The sequence below is a fragment of the Rhizobium sp. 01N48 genome, assembly GCF_056399145.1.
Window position 1 is genome coordinate 124,816 of the sequence record NZ_JBFTQT010000002.1, and the last position, 22,139, is coordinate 146,954.

The following is a 22,139-nucleotide window of genomic DNA, read 5'->3' on the forward strand; positions in this document are numbered from 1 at the left end:
ACGCGAGCAGTCGGAATTGGATCACAGCTTGATGCGCATTAAATACGGTTTCCTCGGCATTCTCCTGGCGGTTGCGCCCACGGCCCATGCACTGGACATGGGACCGGTGCCGGTTTTGGCGCCGCAAAAGCAGCAGGAGCAGGCAGCGCAGCTGAGCGCGCAATTCTTGACGCGCTACAGCTATCGGCCGGTCGCGCTCGACGACAGCCTCTCCGTCAAGATCATGGATCGCTTCATCAAGTCGCTCGATCCGGATCGGATGATTTTCCTGCAGTCGGACATCAACACCTTCATGGCTGATAGCACGAAGATCGACGACGCGATCAAGAAGGAAGACCTCAAGCTCCCCTTCTCGATCTTCAATGTCTACGAGCAGCGCATTGTCGATCGCATGAGCTATGCCCGCGATCTCCTGAAAAAGGGCTTCGATTTCACCGCGCAGGAAGACTACGCGCTGGTGCGTGACGATAAACCCTGGCCGCAATCCGAAGCCGAGAGCAACGATCTCTGGCGCAAGCGGGTGAAGGCCGATTGGCTGCGGCTAAAACTCGGCGGCCAGACGGAAGCCACCATTCGCGACACGCTCGACAAGCGCTACAAGAACGCGCTCGAGCGCGCCTATAAATACAAGAGCGACGACGTCTTCCAGTCCTTCATGGACGCCTATTCGACGTCGATCGATCCGCATACCGACTACTTCGGCGCCACCGCATCGGCCGATTTCGATATCTCGATGAAGCTCTCGCTGGTTGGCATCGGCGCGGTGCTGCAGGAGCGCGACGATTACACGACGATCCGCGAACTCGTTCCGGGTGGCCCGGCGCAGCTTTCCGGCAAGCTCGCGGTCGGCGACCGTATCACCGGTGTCGGCCAGGGCGCCGACGGCCCGATCAAGGAAGTGATGGGCACGCGCCTCGATGAAGTCGTGCAGTTGATCCGCGGCGAGAAGGATTCGATCGTCCGCCTGGATATCCTGCCCGCCGATGCCGGCGCCGATGGCGGTCATCGCGTCATCAGTCTCGTGCGCGACAAGATCAGCCTCGAAAAGCAGGCGGCCAAGAAGACCGTTCTCCCGGTCAAGGATGGCGACGTCACCCGCAAGATCGGCGTGATCACGCTGCCGGCCTTCTACGAAGACTTCGAAGCCCGCCGCAAGGGCGACAAGGACTACAGAAGCGCCAGCCGCGACGTCGCCAAGCTGCTGACCGAGCTCAAGCAGGACAATGTCGACGGCGTGCTGATCGACCTGCGCAACAATGGCGGCGGTTCGCTTGCCGAAGCGATCGACCTCACCGGCCTGTTCGTCGGCAAGGGCCCGGTGGTTCAGCAGCGCGGCGCCGATGGCAAGGTCGAGGTTCAAAGCGACGATCTGCCGACACCGGCATGGACCGGCCCCGTCGGCGTTCTGATCAATCGCGGCTCAGCCTCCGCTTCCGAGATCTTCGCGGCCGCCATCCAGGACTATGGCCGTGGCGTGATCATCGGCGAGCCGAGCTTCGGCAAGGGCACCGTGCAGACCGTGGTCAACCTCGACCAGGTGGCGCGCAACGACAAACCGAAATTCGGCGAGCTGAAGCTGACGATCGCCCAGTTCTTCCGCGTCAACGGCGGCACGACGCAGCTGCGCGGCGTGACCCCCGACATCGCCCTGCCCGGCCTCTCCGACCCGAAGACCTTCGGCGAAACCAGCTACGACAACGCGCTCCCCTGGACGCAGATCAAGCCCGCCCGCTACAAGCAGGCTGGCAACCTCAAGGTCGAGCTGCCTAAGCTGCAGGCCCTTCACGACAAGCGCGTGGAAAGCGACCCGGACTTCCAGCGTCTTATCGAAGACGTTGCCGAATTGAAGGCGCAGCGCGACAAGGGCGTGATCTCGCTCAACGAAGCCGACCGCCGCAAGGAGCTGACAGCGCGCGAAAATCGGCTGAAGTCTCGCGCCCAGTTGGACGATGGCGTCGACACCACCAACGACGACGGCCTGCAATCCAACGAGCGTAGCCTCACGGCCGACATCGCGCTGGAAAATGCCCGCAAGAAGGCGAAAGACGTTCTCTTAAACGAAGCCACCGCGATCCTTTCCGACGCGGCCGGCTTGCAAGCGGGCGCTCGATAGGGCTGCCATGACAGACGTCGGCGCGTCGCGATACAGTGCGCCGAAGATGAAACGTTAGCACCGGTCTCGTTTGAGGCCGGCGTTTCGATTAGTTCGTCTTGAACCAGACGCTTATCTTGCCGTCATCTCGGGAATATCTCAGCCCGAGGTAATCTCGAACGGCAATGTGACCCAAAGGGTGGAGCGTGCTGTGGGTTGCCGTGACCAGCACGACGGGGCAGCCCGCCGCTTCTGCAGCGCGGGTGCCTGCGGGCGCATCCTCGAATGCCAGACACGCACCGGGTTCGAACCCCAGCCGCTTCGCCCCCAGGAGATAGCAATCCGGATGCGGCTTGCCGCGCGCAACATCCTCGCCGCTGACGATCACCTCAGGCATCGGGATACCCGCGGCAGCAAGCCGTTTCCTTGCCAGCTCAATCGGCGCCGAGGTGACGATCGCCCACTGCTTCGGTGGCAGGCTGTTAAGTAACGGTATCGCGCCGGCGACCGGCACTATGCCCTCGACATCCTCCATCTCCTGGGCCTCGATGCGCCGTGCCTCGTCGACGGGGTCGACGCCTGTGAGGTTGAGACGTTTGAGAACGTCCACGGCCCTGATCCCGTGGATCGTGCGGATCAGCGGCCCGGGTTCGATCCCGTGATCGATCGCCCATCGGCCCCAGATCCTCTCGACCACGGCGGTTGAATCAAGCAGCGTGCCGTCCATGTCGAACAGCAGTGCTGAAAAGCCTCTATTGAAAATAATGTCGTCTGGCACAAGCCCCCCTTTCAAACGACAGGCCGACCGGCGCCGCTCCCCTGCGACGCCGGTCAGCACTCAAACGCGGCGTCCTCAGCCGTAGATTTCAACGAGCGCCTGATAGATCGTCTCGTTGCCAGCAATGACCCGGTTACCCTTGCGCAGACCGTCATCTGACAGAAAGTCATTGGTTTTCAGGCCGGCAGCGCGGATGACGGCGATGGCGCCGAGGCAATCCCAGGAATTGATGTGGGGCTCGATGTAGCCAAGCAGGCGACCGCTAGCGATGTAGCAGAGCGTCAGCGCGCCCGATCCGTCGCGATAGAACATGCCGCCATTCTTCAAGAAGCGCTCGAAGATCGGCAGGAATTCGTCCGGCGTCACGCGCGGCGAATAGCCGACACCGACGATGCCGTCGCGAATGGTGGTGCCGGGATGCTTGCCGACCGGCGCGCCGTTAAGCGTTGCGGGGAAGTCGATGCCGCCGGCGAAAAGTTCGTTGCGCTCTGGCGCATAGACCATGCCGAACTTCAGGATGTTATCCTGGACGAAGGCGATCGAAACGCACCAGCTCGACATGCCTGAAATGAAAGGCTGAGTGCCGTCGATTGGATCGACAACCCATATGCCCTGGCCTTCCGCGAATTTCGAGAGGCCGGTCTCTTCGCCGAGAAAGGCGTCTTCGGGGAAGTGTTTCTCGAGCTGGCCCCGGATCAGCAGTTCGGTGTTGAGATCGGCTTCGCTTGCCATATCCTGCAGGCCCTTGGCCTTGATGGTGAGGCTGTCGCGGTTCTTGAAATAGCCATCGGCGAGATCGCCGGCCTGGCGGATGAGGTTGAGCGCGAACGAAAAGCGCGCGTTGATATCCGATTGAGCAGTCATGGATCTTTGTCCTTTAAGGGGGCGGCGAAATCAGTCTTTCCAAAGCCATGCGGCGCCGCGAACCCCGCTGGAATCGCCATGCACGGCCTTGCGGATCGGCGTGTTGAATACGGTGGAGAAGGTTCGTTTCGCAAGCGCCGGCGGCAGGTCGATGTAGAGTTCCTCGACATTCGACATCCCGCCGCCCATCACCAGAATATCCGGGTCGAGTGTGTTGACGACGGTCGCCAGGCCTCTTGCGACGCGATCGACATAGCGATCCCACAAAAGCCCGCAAAGACGATCGCCATTGCGCTTCTTTTCGATGATCTCACGCGCTTTCAGCTCTTCATTCGTGTGCCGGGTGTATTCGGCCTCAAAAGCGCGCCCGGCGACCCAGGTCTCCATGCAGCCATGACGACCGCAATAGCAGGGACGGCCGGGGATTTCGGTGGTATCGGGGAACGGCAGGGGGTTATGACCCCATTCCCCGCCGCTGTTGTTGGGTCCGTGATGCGCCTTGCCGCCGACAGCGATGCCCGCGCCGGCGCCGGAGCCAAGGATAACGGCGAACACGACATTGTGCCCGACGCCGGCGCCATCCACCGCTTCTGAAGCGGCGAAACAATCGGCGTCATTTTCCACCCGGATATCGCGCTGGATGGCGTCGTGCAGGTCTTTTTCGACCGGCCGCCCGAGCAGCCAGGTGGAGCTTGCGCCCTTACCCAGCCGGCTGACCGGTTCGAGCGAACCGGGAATGCCGATGCCGAGCGAGCCTTTCTGTCCTGTCTTTGCTTCTAGTGCATCGATCATCGATTTGATCATCGCGATGCAGCCGAAATAGTCGTGGCGAGGCGTATTCTCGCGCAGCCGCAGCAGCTCCTCACCCTGATGCGTCATGGCCACACCTTCGATCTTGGTGCCACCCCAGTCTATTCCTATAAGCACGATTTTCCTCCCGGGCTCCTTGGGAAAGCCCTATTGCGTAGTGATATCGATTACGATGCGGCCGAGCTGAAGAGCACGTCGCGGTCGCGTGCGTAGTCCGCCAGAAGCGGAAGGCTGGCTGCCCCGAGCACGCGGGCGTCACTGCCTATCTTGCCTTCGACTACTTCCACCGGTGCAACGCCCTGCATTTCCAGACGCTCGAGTTTCTCCCTGGTCTTCTCGACGACGACGGATCGGACATGCGGCGGGAAGCCGCCGTCGATGACGACGTGATGGAAATCGATGACCGAGATGAACGATCCGATCGCCAGCGCGAGACTGTCCGTGGTCTGTTCGATCCAGCGGTCGAGCACTTCTCCGATATGCGCCCAGTTGTCCGATTTGTGCCAGATGACGCTCGGATCTCCGCCCTCGGCGACGATCATTCGCTCCAAGAGATAGATCGACGCGCACTGGATGAGGCGCTTGGGCTGGCCGCCCGGCGTCATCGAGGGGACGGGCGCCGAGCCGATAGAGCCTGCATAGCCGCGCCGCCCCGGATACAGCGATCCGTCAAGCACGACGCCGCCGCCGATCAGCGTGGCGAAGAAGATATAGAGGAAGTCCGGATATTTGCGGCCCTCGCCGAAGGCGAGTTCGGCGGCGCAGGCGGCGGTGGCATCGTTATAGGAATGAACAGGGAGAGCGAACATCTGTTCCAGTTCGGCTTTCAGGTCGAACTGCTTCCAGGATTCGACCACCTCATGCGGCGCGCCGACCTCTTCCTCCCAGCTCCACATTTCCGACGGAGCGGCAATGCCGATCCCGCGCATGCGGGAAAATTGCAGCCGCGTCATGTTGTCGATAATCTCGTTGACGCCTTGTTTCAGGAAGGCGAGCAGGAGGCTCGGCGTCGGATAGCGGTATGTCGTGCTGATGAAGCGGCGCACGGCGCCCGACAGGTCCATCAGCACCAGTTCGGCGGTGCGGCGCCCGAGCTTCAGGCCAATTGAGAAGGCACCCTCGGGATTGAGCGACATGGGCACGGACGGCTGGCCGACCTTGCCGCGCTGCGGCGTGCCCTTGATCAGCAGGCCCTCACCCTCAAGCTGTTTCATGATCACGGAACTTGCCTGCGTGGAAAGCCCCGTCAGCCGCGAGATCTCGACTTTCGACAGCGAACCATGCGCACGCACCAGCGACAGCACCAGCCGCTCGTTATAGAGCTTGATCCCGGTCTGATTGGTGCCGCGGCTTGGATCGCCCAAGCTTGGCTGACCTTGATCGGCCCGTTCCATTTCAAGCAAGCTCGTCCCCTCCACCAAGACACGCCCTCATTCTAGCGCAGCCATAGCAAAGCGCCGATCGCGCTGCTGGGCAAGTGCTCATCGATGTCTGCACTATCGAAAAGAAACGTACAATCGTCAATAGATAAATCATACCGGGTGATTTTTTATCGATGTGAGCTTGGAGAAGCATGCTGCGTGAGCGCCGTAAATTGCCGAAAAGCGAGCATCTTTGTTGCCGTATCTACGTCATTAATAAATCATACCGGCTTATCTATTGACAGATGTTTCCTTTGGTGTTTGCTTATGAAGGTCGGCGGTGAGGAGCCAATGACACCAGACATTCACGGGTTGAGAGAGCCAACGGCCCTTTTGGGCATAGGGAGGAACACATGCGAAATCTTATTGCTGGCGCGGTCTCGGGAATTGCGATTACCCTAGCCTTGAGCGCTCCGGCGCATGCGGAAGACATTACTGCGTGCCTGGTCACCAAGACGGAGGTCAATCCGTTCTTCGTAAAGATGAAGGAGGGCGCGTCCGCCAAGGCGAAGGAACTGGGCATCACGTTGCTCACCTTCGCGGGCAAGCAGGACGGCGACGCCGATACGCAGATTGCCGCGATCGAATCCTGCATCGGCAGCGGCGCCAAGGGAATTCTGTTGACGCCGAACGATTCCAGCGCCCTGGTGCCCGTCATCGCCGAGGCCCGCAAGGCCGGCTTGCTGACGATCGCGCTCGACACGCCGCTCGATCCTGCCAATGCCGCCGACGCAACCTTTGCGACCGACAACTTCAAGGCCGGCGAACTCGTTGGCAAGTGGGCCGCCGGTACCCTTGGTGACAAGAGCAAAGATGCGAAGATCGCGCTTCTCAACCTCAATGCCCAGCAGATCACCGTCGACTACATGCGCAACCAGGGCTTCCTCACCGGCTTCGGTGTCGACGTGAAGAACCCGCAGCGTATCGGCGACGAAGACGACAAGCGCATCATCGGCAATGCTGTCACAAACGCCAACGAAGATGGTGGGCGCACCGGTATGGAAAGCCTGCTGCAGGTCGATCCCGAGATCAACCTCGTCTACACGATCAACGAACCGACTGCTGCCGGCGCATTCGAGGCGATCAAGGCTGCCGGTCGCAAGGACAAAGTCACCGTGGTGTCGATCGATGGCGGATGCCCGGGCGTCCAGAACGTCAAGGCCGGCGTGATCGGCGCCACCTCGATGCAGTTCCCACTGATGATGGCGTCGATGGGCATCGAGGCGATCAAGGCCTTTGCCGACAGCGGCAAGAAGCCGGAGCCGACCCCCGGTCTCGATTTCTTCAATACCGGCGTCGAGCTGGTGACCGACCATCCGGTCGAAGGCCTGAAGTCGATGACTTCGGACGAAGCCTTGAAGAAGTGCTGGGGCTGATCCTGCCGCGCTAAGCCAACCCCTGACACGGTCCTCCCAAGGACGAAGCAGGGATGCGCGTGACGGCGCGCATCCCGATGCCACCGCCGTGCCCGCGCGCAAACGCCTTACGGCGCTCCCAGGAATAAGGGATTATCAATGACCAACACCGAAGGACAAGTGCCGCATGCCGACGGCATTGAAGCCAAGAGCGCCGGTGATGCCTACGCCAGGTTCGACGTGGACGATATCGGCATCATCGGCAAAGTGCAGCGCTTCCTGCACGCCTACCCGACCATCATCCCTCTGATCGTGCTGATCCTGTCGCTGATCGGCTTCGGCCTGTTTGCCGGAAGCAAATTCTTCTCGCCCTACAACATGTCGCTGATCGTCCAGCAGGTATCGATCATCGGTGTATTGGCGGTGGCCCAGAGCCTCGTCATCCTGACGGCCGGTATCGACCTTTCGGTTGCCGCAACCCTTGTCCTGAGCTCGGTGATCGCGGGCAATCTCGCCGTAAAGCTCGGCTGGCCGACACCTGCAGCACTCCTTGTCGCGTTTGCCGTCGGCACCGGGATCGGGCTCTTCAACGGCTTTCTCGTCACCAAGATCAAGCTGCCGCCCTTCATCGCGACGCTCGGCACCTGGAACGTCTTTTACGCGCTGAACCTTTATTTCTCGGGTGCGCAATCGATCCGCGGCAGCGAGATCGATGCCGCAGCGCCGACGCTGAAATTCTTCGGCGAGAACTTCTCCGTCTTCGGCACCGAGGTCAGCTACGGCTCCATTCTCTTCGTTATCGTCTTCCTCGTGCTCTGGTATGCCCTGACGCGAACCGCCTGGGGCCGTCATATCTATGCTGTCGGCGATGACCGGGAAGCCGCAGAACTCGCGGGTATTCGGACCGACCGGGTCCTGATCTCGGTCTATGCGGTGGCCGGCCTGATCTGCGCGCTCGCCGGCTGGTCCGCGATCGGCCGTGTCGGGGCCGTCTCCCCCACCAGCTTCTTCGAAGGCAATCTCCAGTCCATCACGGCTGTCGTCATCGGAGGCATCTCGCTGTTCGGTGGAAGAGGTTCCATCCTCGGGCCGCTGATCGGCGCACTGATCGTCGGCGTATTCCAATCAGGCCTGCGCATCGCCGGCGTCGATGTGCTCTGGCAGCTCTTTGCCATCGGCTGGCTCATTCTCATTGCGGTCGCGATCGACCAGTGGATCAGAAAGGTATCTGCATGATCGAGATGTCAAAACCCGTTCTGCAGGCCAAGGGCCTTGTCAAGAAATACGGTCGCGTCGTGGCCATCGATCATGCCGATTTCGATCTGATGCCGGGAGAGATCCTGGGGGTCATCGGTGACAACGGCGCCGGCAAGTCGAGCCTGATCAAGGCTCTGTCGGGCGCGGTGCGGCCCGATGCCGGCGAGATATTGCTTGATGGCGCGCCCATCACCTTCGGTTCGCCGATTGAGGCGAGGAAGGCCGGGATAGAGACTGTCTACCAGACGCTGGCGCTTTCTCCGGCGCTGTCGATCAGCGACAATCTCTTTCTCGGCCGCGAGATCTACAGCAACAACATCCTCGGCCGGCTCCTGCGTCAGCTGGACCGGCCAGCCATGGACCGCATTGCTCGCGAAAAACTCTCGGACCTCGGCCTGCTCACCATCCAGAATATCCAGCAAGCGGTGGAAACGCTGTCGGGTGGCCAGCGCCAGGGTGTGGCCGTTGCCCGCGCTGCCGCCTTCGGCAGCAAGGTGATCATCATGGACGAGCCGACGGCGGCGCTCGGCGTGAAGGAGTCGCGCAAGGTGCTCGACCTCATTCTCAAGGTTCGCGCGCGCGGCGTACCGATCGTCCTGATCAGCCACAACATGCCGCATGTGTTCGAGGTGGCCGATCGCATCCACATCCACCGCCTGGGCCGCCGCGCAGCGATCATCAAGCCGTCGGATTATTCGATGTCGGACGCGGTCGCGATCATGACCGGTGCGATGGCGCCACCACTGGCGGCCTGAGGCAGGCGCGTAAGGAACCCATGATGAAATTAGCATTCAACACCTTCCCCTTCAGCAGCTTTCCAACCTTTCTTCCGACCTACTCGCTGCCCAATACGATCCGCACCCTTGCCGGCATCGGCTATGATGCGGTGGAGATCGGCTGCTGCGCACCCCACGCCTGGCCGGCGCATCTGTCCAAGACGCGCCGGGCGGAGATCCGGGCATTGGCCGACGGCGAGGGCATCGCGATCAGCAGCCTTCTGCCCGCCATCGGCGGCGGCTTTGGCTGCAATCCCTGCTCAATCCTGCATGCCGAGCGGCTGTCCACGATCGGCCACTACACCGATATCGTCGATCTCGCGCACGATCTCGGCGCCGGGATGGTGCTCTTCATCGGCGGCTGGCGGGCCGAAGAGATGTCGCGCGAACAGGCCTGGGCGCATAGCCTGGATTGCCTGCGCAAGGTGGCCGCCCATGCCGCCGAACGCGGCATCACCATCGCTATTGAGCCGACGACGGCGGATACCAATCTCATCGACACGGCCGCCGATGCACGGCGGATGATGGTCGAGGCGGAATGCGCCAATGTCGGCCTGATGTTCGACACTTGCCATATCGCCTATGAGGGCCGTCCGCTGTCGTCCTATGTGACCGACATGGGCCCCAATCTGGTTCACCTGCATGCTGCCGATACCGACCGCAAGGCGATCGGCAAGGGCAATATGGATTGGGATGACCTTCTTGGCGCGCTGGTGTCCGCGGATTACCAGGGCTACTTCACCGTGGAGACAGGCTTCGGCTCCCGCGACGTCGATCCCATCGACGTCGCTAAAACGAGCCGCTCGTTCGTTCGAGACCGGCTTGCTGCCATCGGTGCTTGAGACTATGCCGATACCGCGGTTCACGTGCTCCGCGGCATCGAAGCCTTGAAGTTTGTCGCGGCGTTCACTCCGTTCGCCCGACAGCGTCCAACGCATTCTTCAGCTCATTCAGCCCATGTGGCTTGAGCAGCAGGACCGTCCTGGAACTGTCGTCCATCTCGGGCTTCTTCTCCGAACCCGTCGCAAAGACGATGCCGATCTCAGGCCAGCGCTTACGCACCTCGCGACAGAAATCGTCTCCGGACATGCCTGGAAGACCGAGATCAGTCACCAGCACATCGATCGGCTCGCTTCCAAAGAGCGGAAGTGCCTCCTCGGCGGATTCGGCCTCAAGCACCTCGTGACCGAGTTCAGCCAGCATGTCGGCGGTCGCCATCCGAATCAGCGCGTTGTCCTCGACCAGGATGACCCGGAGTGTCTTTGATACCGCCGGCGATATGGGCGCGGCTATGGCTGCGATGGACGTGTCTTTTCTGCGCTCGACGTTCTTCTGCGTTTCGTCGATGACATGCCGGATCTTGCGGGCGAGCGCCTCGCGCGTGTAAGGCTTCGACAAAAGCTGCACGCCGGGATCGAGCCGGCCACCGTGAACGATCGAGTTTTCTGTGTAGCCCGAGGTGAAGAGCACGGCGAGGCTAGGTAACCGCTCCTTCGCCTTCTTCGCCATCTCGCTGCTTTTCAGCGGTCCTGGCATGACGACATCGGTGAAGAGCATGTCGATGTGGATACCGCTTTCGATGACCGAAAGAGCGGCCGCCGCATCGCCTGCCTTCAGAACCCGGTAGCCGAGTTCCTGCAGCATTTCGACCACGGTGGTGCGCACGCCCTCATCATCCTCGGCGACGAGAATGGTCTCAGGTCCGCCTTCGACAGGAGCATGCGGATCGATGACCTGCAGGTCTTCCTGTTGTAGCGAACGCGGCAGATACATCTTCACCGTCGTTCCGTGTCCGACCTCGCTGTAAATCTTCACATGTCCGCCCGACTGGCGAACGAAACCATAGACCATGGAGAGGCCGAGACCTGTGCCCTTCCCCTCCGGCTTCGTCGAGTAGAACGGCTCGAACACCTTATCCAAGAGGTCGGGAGAGATACCCGCGCCGGTGTCGGTCACCGAGATCGACACGTACTGGCCGGGCACGACATCCTGGTGCTGCCTTGCATAGGCGTCATCGACATAGGCGTTGCCGGCCTCGATCGTCAGATTGCCGAAGCCCTCCATCGCGTCGCGGGCATTGATCGCGAGATTAAGCAGCGCGTTTTCGATCTGCATCGGGTCGACCAGCGTGTTCCACAAGCCGCCCGAGACAACCGTCTCCACCTCGACGCCTTCGCCGATCGTGCGCCGGATCATCTCGTCCATGCCGCGGATCAACCGGCCGGCATTGACGACGCGGGGATCGAGCGCCTGTCTGCGGCCGAAGGCGAGGAGCTGGGCCGCAAGCTTGGCGCCGCGTTCCACGCCGGCCAGCGCGTTGGTGATCTTGCGCTGCGCCTTGTCGTTGCCGATAACGTCGCGCGACAGCAGTTGGAGATTGCCCGCCACCACTTGCAACAAATTGTTGAAGTCATGCGCGACGCCGCCGGTCAAATTGCCGATGGCCTCCATCTTCTGGGCCTGCTGTAAGGCAAGCTCGGTGTTGCGGAGCGCGATAGCCGCCTCGCGCTCTTCCGTCACGTCGCGGCCGACCGCATGGATTGACGCGTCATAGGGAACCGCGGTCCAGGAAATGGTGCGGTAGCTTTTATCTTTAGCCTGGTAACGATTTTCGAAGGAGAAGGTCGTCGCGCCCTCGCTGAGCTTGCCGATTTCGGCAAGTGTAGTGGCGATATCCTCGGGATGGATGAAATCGAGGAACGACCGATTGATGAGCTCGCTCTCCTCCCAGTCGAAGACCGTCTTCCATGCCGGATTGACAGCCGTTATCTTGGCCTCGAAGTCGGCGACAAGCATGATATCTGTCGACAGCCGCCACATCCGGTCGCGATCGGCGGTGCGCTCGGCAACGCGCTGCTCGAGCGTTTCGTTCAGGGCCTCAAGCTTCGCGCGCGTCTCGCGCTGGTCCTCGATATCGGTATTGGTGCCGATCCAGCGGAAAACGCGGCCATCCTCGTCGCGCGACGGCACCGCGCGTGCGATGTGCCATCGATAGGAACCATCGGCGCGCCTTAGCCTGAGGTCGGTTTCATAGGCCTCACCCGACGACAAGGCGGACCGCCAGCGGTCAGCCATGGCGGTGAAATCGTCGGGGTGGACGATCTTGGTCCAGGCGCCACCATCGAGTTCGCCCGGTGCCGCACCGGCATATTCATAGACGCGCTCGTTGAACCAATCGAGCTGGCCATCGGGCCGCGCGGTCCAGACGTGATTGGGGATCGCCTGGGCGAGCGCGCGGAAGCGGGCCTCGCTTTCTCTCAGTTCGCGTTGCGCCTTGCGCCGGTCGGTCACGTCCTGGACGACGCCGACGAAGCGCAGTGGCTTGCCGCTGGCGTCGCGCTCGAACTCTCCCTTGCGGGCGATGACGCGCTTCTGGCCATTGTCGGCGCGGCGGATGCGGTACTCGACGTTCAAGGGCGAGGCGCCCTCCGCCCGCGTCCTGCCATTGGAGCTGATCTCGCGGTCTTCCTCGACAATCAGGCCTTCCAGCGTTTCGATGCGGACATCGCCGGCATCTTCATATCCGTAGATCTTGCAGAATTCCGGCGTGGCGTTGAGAATATTGGTTTCGAGATCGAGCGAAAAAACGCCGACGCCACCGGCCTCCTGCGCCCGGCGTAGCCGCGCTTCGGCTTCGCTAAGCGCCTGCGCCGTCAGATGCTCCTCCGTGCGGTCACGCAGAACTTTCACCAAACCAACGGGCGTTCCGTCCTCGTCGCGGATGGGGCGGATTTCTCCGTTGGCCCAAAAACGTTCGCCGGATTTGCGAAGATGCCACCGGTCGTGATGGGCGTTGCCTTGCCTCAGTGCCGCCGCCATCGCCTCGCTCGCCTTGTCGGCCGCGCGATCCTCGGGCGTGAAGAGCAGTTGCCAATGCTTGCCGGCGACCTCGTCTTCGGACCATCCGAAGATGCGGCGTGCGCCCTCGTTCCAGCGCAGGATGATCCCATCCAGATCGAGAGCGAGAATGGCGTAGTCGATGGCCCCGTCCATGATCTGACGGCTCTGCCGCTCGGCTGCCCGAAGCCCCTCCTCCGCCGCGACGCGGTCGGTGACATCGGACCCTTGCACGAAAACGCCGACGATGCTGCCATCCGGTTCCGTTACCGGTTGATAGACGAGGTCGACATATTTGCGTTCGACCGGATCATCGGAGGAGACCTGCAGATCGACCGGCAGCGCCCGCCCCTCATAGGCGACGCCCGACGTATAGACCTGATCGAGTAGTTCGTAATAGCCCTGTCCGTGCAGCTCCGGCAGCGCATCGCGCACCGACATGCCGATAACATTACGCCCGCCGACAAGCTGGTTATAGGCCGCGTTAGTCAGCTCGAAGACATGGTGGGGGCCGTGCATCATCGCGACGAAGCCCGGCGCTTGCTCGAACATGCGCCGCAGCCGCTCCTGCTCGCCGTTGCGCCAGCGCTCGGCCGCCACCTTGGCGGTCGTCTCGACCACGATCGCGATCACCCCGCACGGACGGCCGTCCTCATCCATGACAGGCGAATAGTCGAGGTTCATGAAGACCTGTTCGGGCTTGCCTGTCCGGAAGAGCGTCAGCTCCTGATCCTGATAGGCGAGCGTCTTGCCGGCCAATCCCACCTTCATGACATTGTCGTTGAAGTCGGCGACCTCGGGCCAGCCCTCGCGCACCTTCGAGCCCAGAAGTTGCGGATGCCGGCCACCAGCAAAGACCGAATAGGCATCATTATAGATCATGACGCCGTCTTCGCCCCAGAGCGTTACGATCGGCACCGGCGACTGCAGAATGGTCGAGGTCGTGACCTTCACGGCGTTCGGCCAAAGCGAAGGTGGACCGAGAGAGGTCTTCACCCAGTTGAAGCCACGGATAAGCCGGGCGAGCTCGCCGTCATGGGCGAGAAAATCAAATTCATCAGGTTTCATGGACGTCGACCGGTTGCTCCCGCCAGTTATGTAGCGGAAACATCGACTTGGGGAAGTGGGGCGGAGCGCAAGCCAGCGCTTTATATTAGCGGCCGAACTGGGGAGACCGGTTAGACGACCAACTCACTGGTTGCGGCGCTTGCCTTCAAGGAGGTCGAGCACGGAATTGGCGGCGTCCATGACGTTGGTTCCGGGGCCGAACACCGCCGCCACGCCATGCTCGGTCAGAAAGGCATAGTCCTGTCGGGGGATGACCCCGCCGACCACGACGATGATGTGCTCGGCGCCCTTCGTCTTCAGCGTATCGATCAGCTGCGGCGCCAGCGTCTTGTGGCCGGCGGCCAGCGACGACATGCCAACCACATGCACCTTGCTTGCAATCGCGAGATTCGCGGCTTCCTCCGGCGTTTGGAACAGCGGCCCCGCCAGGACATCGAAGCCGATATCCCCAAACGCTGAGGCGATGACTTTGGCGCCGCGATCGTGTCCATCCTGTCCGAGCTTCGCGACCATGATTTTCGGCGCTCCACCCAGTGCTTCGGAAATCGCTGTCATCCGCGTCCGCAACTGCTGCAGCTCCGGCTCATCACTATAGGCATTGCCATAGACGTTTTTCACGACCTCGGGCTCCGCCGTGTGATCGCCGAAAACGCTGCGCATCGCATCCGAGATCTCACCGACGCTGGCGCGCGCCCGCGCCGCTTCCACCGCAGCCTCCAGCAGATTGCCCTTCCCGCTCTCAGCGACCTCGCGCAGCCGCTTCAGCGTTTCCGCCACCTTGGCTGGGTCGCGGCGACGCCGCGTCTCTTCCAGACGCTTGATCTGCGAGGCCCGCACGGCGCTGTTGTCGATATCGAGAATGTCGATCGGTTCTTCGTTTTCCAGCCGGTACTTGTTGACGCCGACGATGATCTCGTCGCCCTTGTCGACCGCCGCCTGCCGCCGCGTTGCGGCTTCCTCGATCAGCCGCTTCGGCAGCCCGTCGTTCACAGCCTTCGTCATGCCGCCGAGCGCTTCGACCTCGTCGATCAGCGCCCAGGCCTTTTCGGCAAGCTCGTTCGTCAAGCTTTCGACATAGTAGGATCCGGCCAACGGATCAACCACCTTGGTCACGCCCGTCTCGTGCTGGAGGATCAGCTGGGTGTTGCGGGCGATGCGCGACGAGAATTCGGTGGGCAGCGCGATCGCCTCGTCGAAGGAATTGGTGTGCAGCGATTGCGTGCCGCCGAGCACCGCCGACATCGCCTCGAAGGCGGTGCGAATGATGTTATTATAGGGGTCCTGCTCCTGCAGCGACACGCCCGATGTTTGGCAGTGCGTGCGCAGCATCAGCGACGACGCCTTCTTCGGCGTGAACTCTTCCATGATCCGAGTCCAAAGCAGACGCGCGGCGCGCAGCTTGGCGGCCTCCATGAAGAAGTTCATGCCGATCGCGAAGAAGAAGGAAAGGCGGCCGGCGAACTCGTCGACATCGAGCCCCTTTTTGATTGCTGCCCGCACATATTCGCGCCCGTCGGCCAGCGTGAAGGCAAGCTCCTGCACCAGCGTCGCGCCTGCTTCCTGCATGTGATAGCCGGAAATCGAGATGGAGTTGAAGCGCGGCATCTCCCTGGAGGTGTACTCGATGATATCGGCGACGATCCGCATCGAGGGCTCGGGCGGGTAGATGTAGGTGTTGCGGACCATGAACTCCTTGAGGATGTCGTTCTGGATGGTGCCGGAAAGGGCTGCCCGCGACACGCCCTGCTCCTCGCCTGAAACGATGAAATTCGCAAGGATCGGGATGACCGCGCCGTTCATCGTCATCGACACCGAGACCTTCTCCAGCGGAATGCCGTCGAAGAGGATCTTCATGTCCTCGACGCTGTCGATCGAGACACCCGCCTTGCCGACATCGCCCTCGACGCGCGGATGGTCGCTATCGTAGCCGCGATGGGTGGCGAGATCGAAGGCAACGGAGACGCCCTGCTGGCCTGATGCCAGCGCCTTGCGATAAAACGCGTTGGATGCCTCGGCGGTCGAGAAGCCGGCATATTGCCGGATCGTCCAGGGCCGGCCCGCATACATGGTGGCGCGCGGACCGCGGGTGAAGGGTGCGAAGCCAGGAAGCGAGTCCGGCTGCAAGACAGCGTCCAGATCGGCCTCTGTGTAGAGCGGCTTGACGTCTATTCCCTCGGGCGTCTTCCACACGAGCGTATCCGGCGAGGCGCGAAGCTCCTTTTCGGCAAGCGCCTGCCAATCCTCGAATGTCCTCTCCCCAAGCGTCTTCTTCGTCATCTCAAGCCTCCGCATTCTTCTTTTGCGGCAGGCTAGCATTTTATCCGCGCAGGATGCGAGCGCGATCACGCGATAATGTGGTGGTTGCTTGCGACCTCAAGCGCGCGAGGTTCAATCGCGGTAGTCGAGACCGATATCGAGGATCGGCGCGCTATGCGTGATCCAGCCGACCGAGATCAGATCGACCCCCGATGCCGCGATATCGCGTGCGGTTTGAGGCGTGATGCGTCCGGAGGCCTCCGTGATCGCACGCCCGGCCACGATGCCGACTGCTTCCCGCAGCTGATGCGGGTTCATATTGTCGAGCAGAACCGCATCCACCCCCTCGTCCATGACCTCCCGGAGCTGCTCCAGCGTGTCCACTTCTATCTCGATTTTCAGCATATGCCCTGCTGCAGCCTTGGCGCGGCGCAAGGCCTCGCGAACACTGCCAGCGATGACGATGTGGTTGTCCTTGATCAGCATCGCGTCATTTAACGCGAAGCGGTGGTTCATACCGCCGCCGGCGCGAACCGCGTATTTTTCGAGCGCCCTCAGTCCCGGCGTCGTCTTGCGGGTGCAAGCGACGGCCGCACCGCTTCCGACGACCGCTTCGACGATCGATCCCGTCACCGTTGCGATCCCTGAAAGATGGCTGAGGAAGTTGAGCGCTGTGCGCTCACCGGTCAATATCCCTCTGGACGGTCCGCTGATGGTGGCGATCACGTCACCGGGCCCGACCGGGGCTCCCTCGCGGATATGTCGGGAGACTGATATCGCGGGATCGACCAGCTCGAATGCAAGGGTGGCCGCATCCAATCCGGCGACAACGCCGGGCTGACGCGCTGCCATGACGACGGTCGACATATGATCTTCAGGAATGACCGCAGCAGAGGTGACGTCACCGGCCATCCCCAGATCTTCGGCAAGCGCTGTTCTGACCGCAGGTTCGATGACGAGACGTGGAAGGGATGTAACGTGCATTTCATGCACTCCTTGCAAAGTTTGATGGGCTTGCGGCACGGGCGATCTCCAATGCATGCTCAAGCGTTATCCGGCTACGCTGCGCAACCGGGTGCTTCAGCGGATAGTCGGTTCGCGCATGCGCCCCGCGCGATTCCGTGCGCAGGCTGGCGGAAACGGCGACCAACAAAGCCACGATTGCGGGATCACCCCCGAAGTCGTTGCCTTCAGCCATCGGCAACAGCTCCCCGATCGCCTGCTGGATGCCGGCCGCGTTATGCAGAACACCAAGGTTTCGGACGACGATCGGGCGCACGGCCCTCGTTTCGGGCGCGCTTGGCATGGGCGGGGTTTTTCCGAGAGGAACCGCCGCCAGCTTCGATCTCATGTCATTGGCCGCGCGCATGCCCATGACAGCGGCTTCCAGCAGCGAATTGCTGGCGAGCCTGTTGGCGCCATGCAATCCGGTCGAGGCGGCTTCACCCGCGACCCACAGACCAGGCACTGTGCTTCGCCCGGCCCGATCCGTCGCAACGCCGCCCATGTGGTAATGCGCGGCCGGGCGAACGGGGATCGGCTGCTCTGCGGGATCGATCCCAACCGAGCGGCAAGCGGCATGGATCGTCGGAAAGCGCAAGGGGAAGCGCGCGCCGATCGCGCGGCGCGCATCGAGAAAGACACGGCCGCCGCGGGCGATCTCGGCACTGATTGCACGCGCGACAACATCGCGCGGCGCAAGTTCGGCGCCGGGTACATACCTCATGAAACGCTCGCCGCGCTCGTTGATCAGTTCGGCCCCCTCGCCCCTCACCGCCTCGCTGATCAGGGCCAGCGGGCGCTGATTGCCGTCGAGTGCCGTCGGATGGAACTGGACGAATTCCATATCGGCGAGCACAGCACCCGCGCGGGCCGCGAGTGCAATCCCTTGGCCGAAGTTGCCGGCCGGATTGGTCGTCGCCTCGTAGAGGCCGCCAATGCCGCCGGTGGCGAGAAGAATGCGCGGCGACGGCAAGACCATCCCCCCACGAGAATTGGCGCAGAGCAGCCCGGAGAGAACGCCTTCAGTCGTCAGTATCCGCCGCGCCTCCACCCCTTCGATGACAGTGATTGCCGGATCGGCATGGACCGCCCTTGTGAGGGCAGCGATGATCGCGGCGCCCGATCCATCGCCGCCGGCATGCACGATGCGGCGGCGCGAATGGGCAGCCTCGAGGCCGAGCGCCAGGTTCCCATTGCCATCTTGATCGAAGGAGACGCCGAGGCGCTGTAGGGCGGCAATCACGGCCGGCGCCTCTGCTATGATTTCGGCGGCCGCAGTTGCATCGCAAAGGCCATCGCCGGCACCGAGGGTATCGGCCAGATGCAGGTCCACACTGTCGTCCGCACCGATGCATGCCGCAATGCCGCCTTGCGCCCATCCGCTCGAGCTCTCGGCGCCGAGATGTGCGCGGGTGACGAGCACGCAGGGTTCGGGAGAAAGCGTCAACGCCGCGATCAGCCCGGCAAGCCCGCTTCCGACAATAACCGGGCGATCCGCTAGGTTCTTGAGGATCTCGGTCATATCGCCAGCATCCTTTCGACAGCACGACGAGCCGCGACCGCGACATTGGCGTCGACGACCACTTCGTGCTGGTTTTCCTCGAGCGCGGTTCGAATGTTGCGCAAGGTGATGCGCTTCATGTGCGGGCAGAGATTGCAGGGGCGAATGAACTCGACATCGGGATGATGCACCGCGACATTGTCGCTCATCGAGCACTCGGTCAGAAGCACGACGCGGGCGGGCTTCTTCTCTCCGACATAGTCGGACATGACCGCCGTCGAGCCTGCAAAGTCAGCTTCCGCCACGACATCAGGCGGGCATTCGGGATGGGCGAGCACGGTGACGCCGGGATGGTTCTCCCGAAGCTGGCGAACATCCTCGGCAGAGAACAGTTCATGCACTTCGCAGTGCCCGTGCCAGGCGATGATTTCAACGTTCGTTTCCTTGGCGACGTTGCGTGCCAAGTATTCGTCGGGGATCATCAGAACCCGGGGAACACCGAGCGCTTCCACGATCTGCTTGGCATTGCCCGATGTGCAGCAGATATCCGAGGCTGCCTTCACCGCCGCAGATGTGTTGACGTAGGTGATCACGGGAACACCGGGGTAAGCCTTGCGCAGCAGGGCGACGTCCTCGGGCGTGATGGAATCTGCCAGCGAACAGCCCGCCCCGGTGTCAGGGATCAGCACTGTCTTCTTCGGGTTCAGCAGCTTGGCCGTCTCGGCCATGAAATGCACACCCGCGAGCAGGATAACCTCGGCATCGACATCGATTGCCTTGCGTGCAAGCGCCAGACTGTCGCCGACGATATCCGCGACGCCGTGGAAGATTTCCGGCGTTTGATAGTTATGCGCGAGGATGACCGCGTTGCGTTTGCGCTTCAACTCCAGGATTGCCTCGACATCCTCTTCAAAGCTCATCCACTCCGCCTTAGGAATGACCCGGCTGACACGATTGTAAAGCGACGCGGCAGACACTGCGGTATTCATATCATCCTCAGTTATACTCATTTTGAGTATATTCGAGACAAATAGATATTCTCACAATGAGCATATGTCAATTGCGGACGAGAGGCAGCTTTGTCCCTGACAGAGCGCGTTCTTCGACAACCGTCTGCCGGAAGCGGAAGAGCTTGGCGGGGCGGCCGCCGGTTTCGCTGGCGATGCCGCCTGTTTCCTCGACAAGCTCCTGCTGCTCGATAAGCCGGCGGAAATTCTGCTTGTGGAGGCAAAGGCCCGCCAACGCCTCGACCGTTCGCTGCAACTGCAGCAAGGTGAAAGCGCTTGGCATCAGCTCGAAGACGACCGGGCGGTATTTTATCTTCGCACGCAGCCGCGCTATGCCGGTCGCCAGGATCCTGCGATGGTCGGCAAACATCGGCCGGCCGAAATTATCGCTCACATCACCTGCTTCCGCCACCAGCCCGGCTTCGTATAGCAACTCGTATCGCTGCAACGTCAGATCCTCGTTCCAGCCACCGTGATCGAGGCCGAAGGTGAAGTCGGCGCGCTGATGACGCTCAGCGCGACGCCTTGGATCGGCATCGGCCCAAACCCTGAGCTTCTCGATGATCGCATCCAGAACGTTGGGCCGTCCCTGGCGGTGATCCTCCCACGGTAGATATTCGTACCATCCGTGCCATGCCGGACGGCCCGCGCCGGGCGCATCCTGTTCGAGTACCAGCCCGAGATAGCTGATCGAGATCGTCCGTCCGCCGCGGATGTCGTTGTTACGATCCCGGTCGGCGAATGTGTAGAGCTGTTCAAGATAGCCGATCGGGTGGCCGGTCTGCTCCTGGATCCATTCGCGCAAGCCGCTCTGCAGCGTGCGATGTCCAAGCTCGAAAGGGCCGGACGGCAAGGCTTCGCCGGAACGCACCGTCATCACACGTGGCTCGTTGCTGGTGACGGCTGCCACAACAGCCATGAGTTCCGCGTGGGCAAGCCCGATCGTCAAGCAATTCTCCCTGAATTTAGCAACATAATTGCACGCTGGCCGCTTTACCGCCTGCCTGCTACCTTTTGCCCCAAGAGGCCTGCAACGTCGAGCATCCGGTTCGCAAAGCCGAATTCGTTGTCGTACCAGCCGAACACGCGAAGCAGCCCACCCGGCGCGATCGATGTCTCCGGACCGGAGATGATCAATGATTCCTGGCGCGCCCGCATGTCCACCGAAACCACCGGCTTCTCCGTCCACCCAAGAACACGCGACGCGGCGACGGCCTTTTGCATCTGCGCACGCGCATCGGCAAGCGACGGGGTGTCTGTCAAGGAGACCGTGAGATCGATCGCCGAAACGCTCGCCGTCGGCACCCTAATGGCGCGCGCCTCGATCGCTCCAGCGAGCGACGGCAAGACCTTGCCGAGAAGCTTGTGCGCGCTGGTGGTTGTCGGAACCATTGAGAGCGCGGCGGCGCGGCTTCTCGCGAAATCGTCACGCGGCTGGTCGACCGTGGGCTGGCTGCCCGTGTAGCAATGGACAGTGGTCATCTGGCCGCCCACCACGCCCCAGGCATCGTCGATAACCTTCAGCAAGGGAGCGAGCGCATTGGTCGTGCAGGAGGCGTTGGAGACGATAAGGTGATCCCCGAGCATTTCCTCGTTGGCCCCCAGAACCACGGTCACGTCGGCGGCCTCGGCGGGCCCTGAGATCAAGACGCTTTTCGCACCGGCTTCCAGCGCACGGGAAATGAACTCGCGTGTATAGGGTTGGCCCGTGCACTCGAGAAAGACGTCGACACCGGACAGATCAAGCTCGCGGACATCGCGAACATTGTGGAAGGCAATCAGCCTGTCGCCCACCTGCAGCGCCTGTTCGCGGGCCACGACCTCTTCCGGCCAGGGGCCGAAAACACTGTCGTACTGGAAGAGGTAGGCGCAGCTTTCCGGCGCGGCGACATCGTTGATCAGGACGAGCTCGAAGTCCCCACCTTTGCTCAGCAGGATACGCAACACCGTTCGGCCGATGCGACCGAAACCATTGATGGCTATTTTCGTCTTCTGCTTTGTCATCGGCGCGAGGCTCACATTGATTCTCCTTGCTCGGTACGCCGGTCACGTCGATTTCGCAACATGACCGTGTGCTCCGCATGACGATCTGTTGCAGGCGCGCGCCGCATAGGC

At 61.9% G+C, this 22,139-nt stretch carries 16 protein-coding genes; 5 read left to right on the top strand and 11 right to left on the bottom strand.

Going from position 1 to position 22,139, the window contains the following annotated elements:
- The first annotated feature begins 31 nt into the window (after window positions 1–31).
- Window positions 32–2,113: a carboxy terminal-processing peptidase gene (locus tag AC1DOG_RS04335; protein WP_477926938.1), complete on the top strand. Its 2,082-nt coding sequence runs from the start codon at window positions 32–34 to the stop codon at window positions 2,111–2,113.
- An 88-nt stretch (window positions 2,114–2,201) separates the two neighbouring features.
- Here AC1DOG_RS04335 and AC1DOG_RS04340 read toward each other — a convergent pair whose 3' ends face one another.
- The 4 genes from AC1DOG_RS04340 to AC1DOG_RS04355 form a co-directional block, all read right to left on the bottom strand.
- Window positions 2,202–2,870: an HAD-IA family hydrolase gene (locus AC1DOG_RS04340; protein ID WP_296436446.1), complete on the bottom strand. Its 669-nt coding sequence runs from the start codon at window positions 2,868–2,870 to the stop codon at window positions 2,202–2,204.
- A gap of 75 nt (window positions 2,871–2,945) precedes the next feature.
- Window positions 2,946–3,734, bottom strand: coding sequence for an inositol monophosphatase family protein (locus AC1DOG_RS04345; protein WP_477926939.1), 789 nt, complete (start codon window positions 3,732–3,734; stop codon window positions 2,946–2,948).
- A gap of 30 nt (window positions 3,735–3,764) precedes the next feature.
- Entirely contained in the window at window positions 3,765–4,661 is an 897-nt protein-coding gene (locus AC1DOG_RS04350) for an ROK family protein (protein WP_113008931.1), read from the bottom strand.
- Window positions 4,662–4,711: 50 nt separating this feature from the next.
- The gene (locus AC1DOG_RS04355; protein WP_477926940.1) at window positions 4,712–5,908 is read right to left on the bottom strand and encodes an ROK family transcriptional regulator; all 1,197 of its coding nucleotides are present in this window, start codon (window positions 5,906–5,908) and stop codon (window positions 4,712–4,714) included.
- A 410-nt stretch (window positions 5,909–6,318) separates the two neighbouring features.
- Between AC1DOG_RS04355 and AC1DOG_RS04360 the strand changes: the two genes are divergently transcribed.
- The 4 genes from AC1DOG_RS04360 to AC1DOG_RS04375 all read left to right on the top strand — a co-directional run bounded on the left by AC1DOG_RS04360 (window position 6,319) and on the right by AC1DOG_RS04375 (window position 10,195).
- Entirely contained in the window at window positions 6,319–7,341 is a 1,023-nt protein-coding gene (locus tag AC1DOG_RS04360) for a substrate-binding domain-containing protein (RefSeq protein WP_113008933.1), read from the top strand.
- Window positions 7,342–7,479: 138 nt separating this feature from the next.
- A complete protein-coding gene (locus AC1DOG_RS04365; RefSeq protein WP_112943489.1) occupies window positions 7,480–8,556 on the top strand; it encodes an ABC transporter permease in 1,077 nt (358 codons plus the stop codon).
- Window positions 8,553–9,332 carry an ATP-binding cassette domain-containing protein gene (locus AC1DOG_RS04370; protein ID WP_112943488.1) on the top strand — a complete coding sequence of 260 codons (780 nt, stop codon included), beginning with the start codon at window positions 8,553–8,555 and terminating at the stop codon, window positions 9,330–9,332. Before AC1DOG_RS04365 ends, AC1DOG_RS04370 begins: the two co-directional genes overlap by 4 nt.
- A gap of 23 nt (window positions 9,333–9,355) precedes the next feature.
- The gene (locus AC1DOG_RS04375; RefSeq protein WP_162726862.1) at window positions 9,356–10,195 is read left to right on the top strand and encodes a sugar phosphate isomerase/epimerase family protein; all 840 of its coding nucleotides are present in this window, start codon (window positions 9,356–9,358) and stop codon (window positions 10,193–10,195) included.
- A gap of 64 nt (window positions 10,196–10,259) precedes the next feature.
- On the opposite strand, the gene AC1DOG_RS04380 is transcribed toward AC1DOG_RS04375, so the two are convergent.
- The 7 genes from AC1DOG_RS04380 to AC1DOG_RS04410 all read right to left on the bottom strand — a co-directional run bounded on the left by AC1DOG_RS04380 (window position 10,260) and on the right by AC1DOG_RS04410 (window position 22,043).
- On the bottom strand, window positions 10,260–14,258 hold the full coding sequence (locus tag AC1DOG_RS04380; RefSeq protein ID WP_477926941.1) for a hybrid sensor histidine kinase/response regulator: 3,999 nt from the start codon (window positions 14,256–14,258) through the stop codon (window positions 10,260–10,262).
- Between the two features lie 123 nt (window positions 14,259–14,381).
- A complete protein-coding gene (scpA, locus tag AC1DOG_RS04385; protein ID WP_477926942.1) occupies window positions 14,382–16,535 on the bottom strand; it encodes a methylmalonyl-CoA mutase in 2,154 nt (717 codons plus the stop codon).
- 111 nt (window positions 16,536–16,646) lie between these two features.
- On the bottom strand, window positions 16,647–17,498 hold the full coding sequence (gene nadC / locus AC1DOG_RS04390) for a carboxylating nicotinate-nucleotide diphosphorylase (RefSeq protein ID WP_112943484.1): 852 nt from the start codon (window positions 17,496–17,498) through the stop codon (window positions 16,647–16,649).
- 1 nt (window position 17,499) lies between these two features.
- A complete protein-coding gene (locus AC1DOG_RS04395) occupies window positions 17,500–19,038 on the bottom strand; it encodes an L-aspartate oxidase (RefSeq protein ID WP_477926943.1) in 1,539 nt (512 codons plus the stop codon).
- Window positions 19,035–20,006 carry a quinolinate synthase NadA gene (nadA, locus tag AC1DOG_RS04400; protein WP_113168301.1) on the bottom strand — a complete coding sequence of 324 codons (972 nt, stop codon included), beginning with the start codon at window positions 20,004–20,006 and terminating at the stop codon, window positions 19,035–19,037. Before nadA ends, AC1DOG_RS04395 begins: the two co-directional genes overlap by 4 nt.
- A gap of 67 nt (window positions 20,007–20,073) precedes the next feature.
- Window positions 20,074–20,973 (bottom strand): NrtR DNA-binding winged helix domain-containing protein, encoded by a 900-nt coding sequence (locus tag AC1DOG_RS04405; protein ID WP_113168300.1) that lies wholly within the window; start codon window positions 20,971–20,973, stop codon window positions 20,074–20,076.
- Between the two features lie 44 nt (window positions 20,974–21,017).
- Window positions 21,018–22,043: a type I glyceraldehyde-3-phosphate dehydrogenase gene (locus AC1DOG_RS04410; protein ID WP_477926944.1), complete on the bottom strand. Its 1,026-nt coding sequence runs from the start codon at window positions 22,041–22,043 to the stop codon at window positions 21,018–21,020.
- Between the last annotated feature and the right edge of the window lie 96 nt (window positions 22,044–22,139).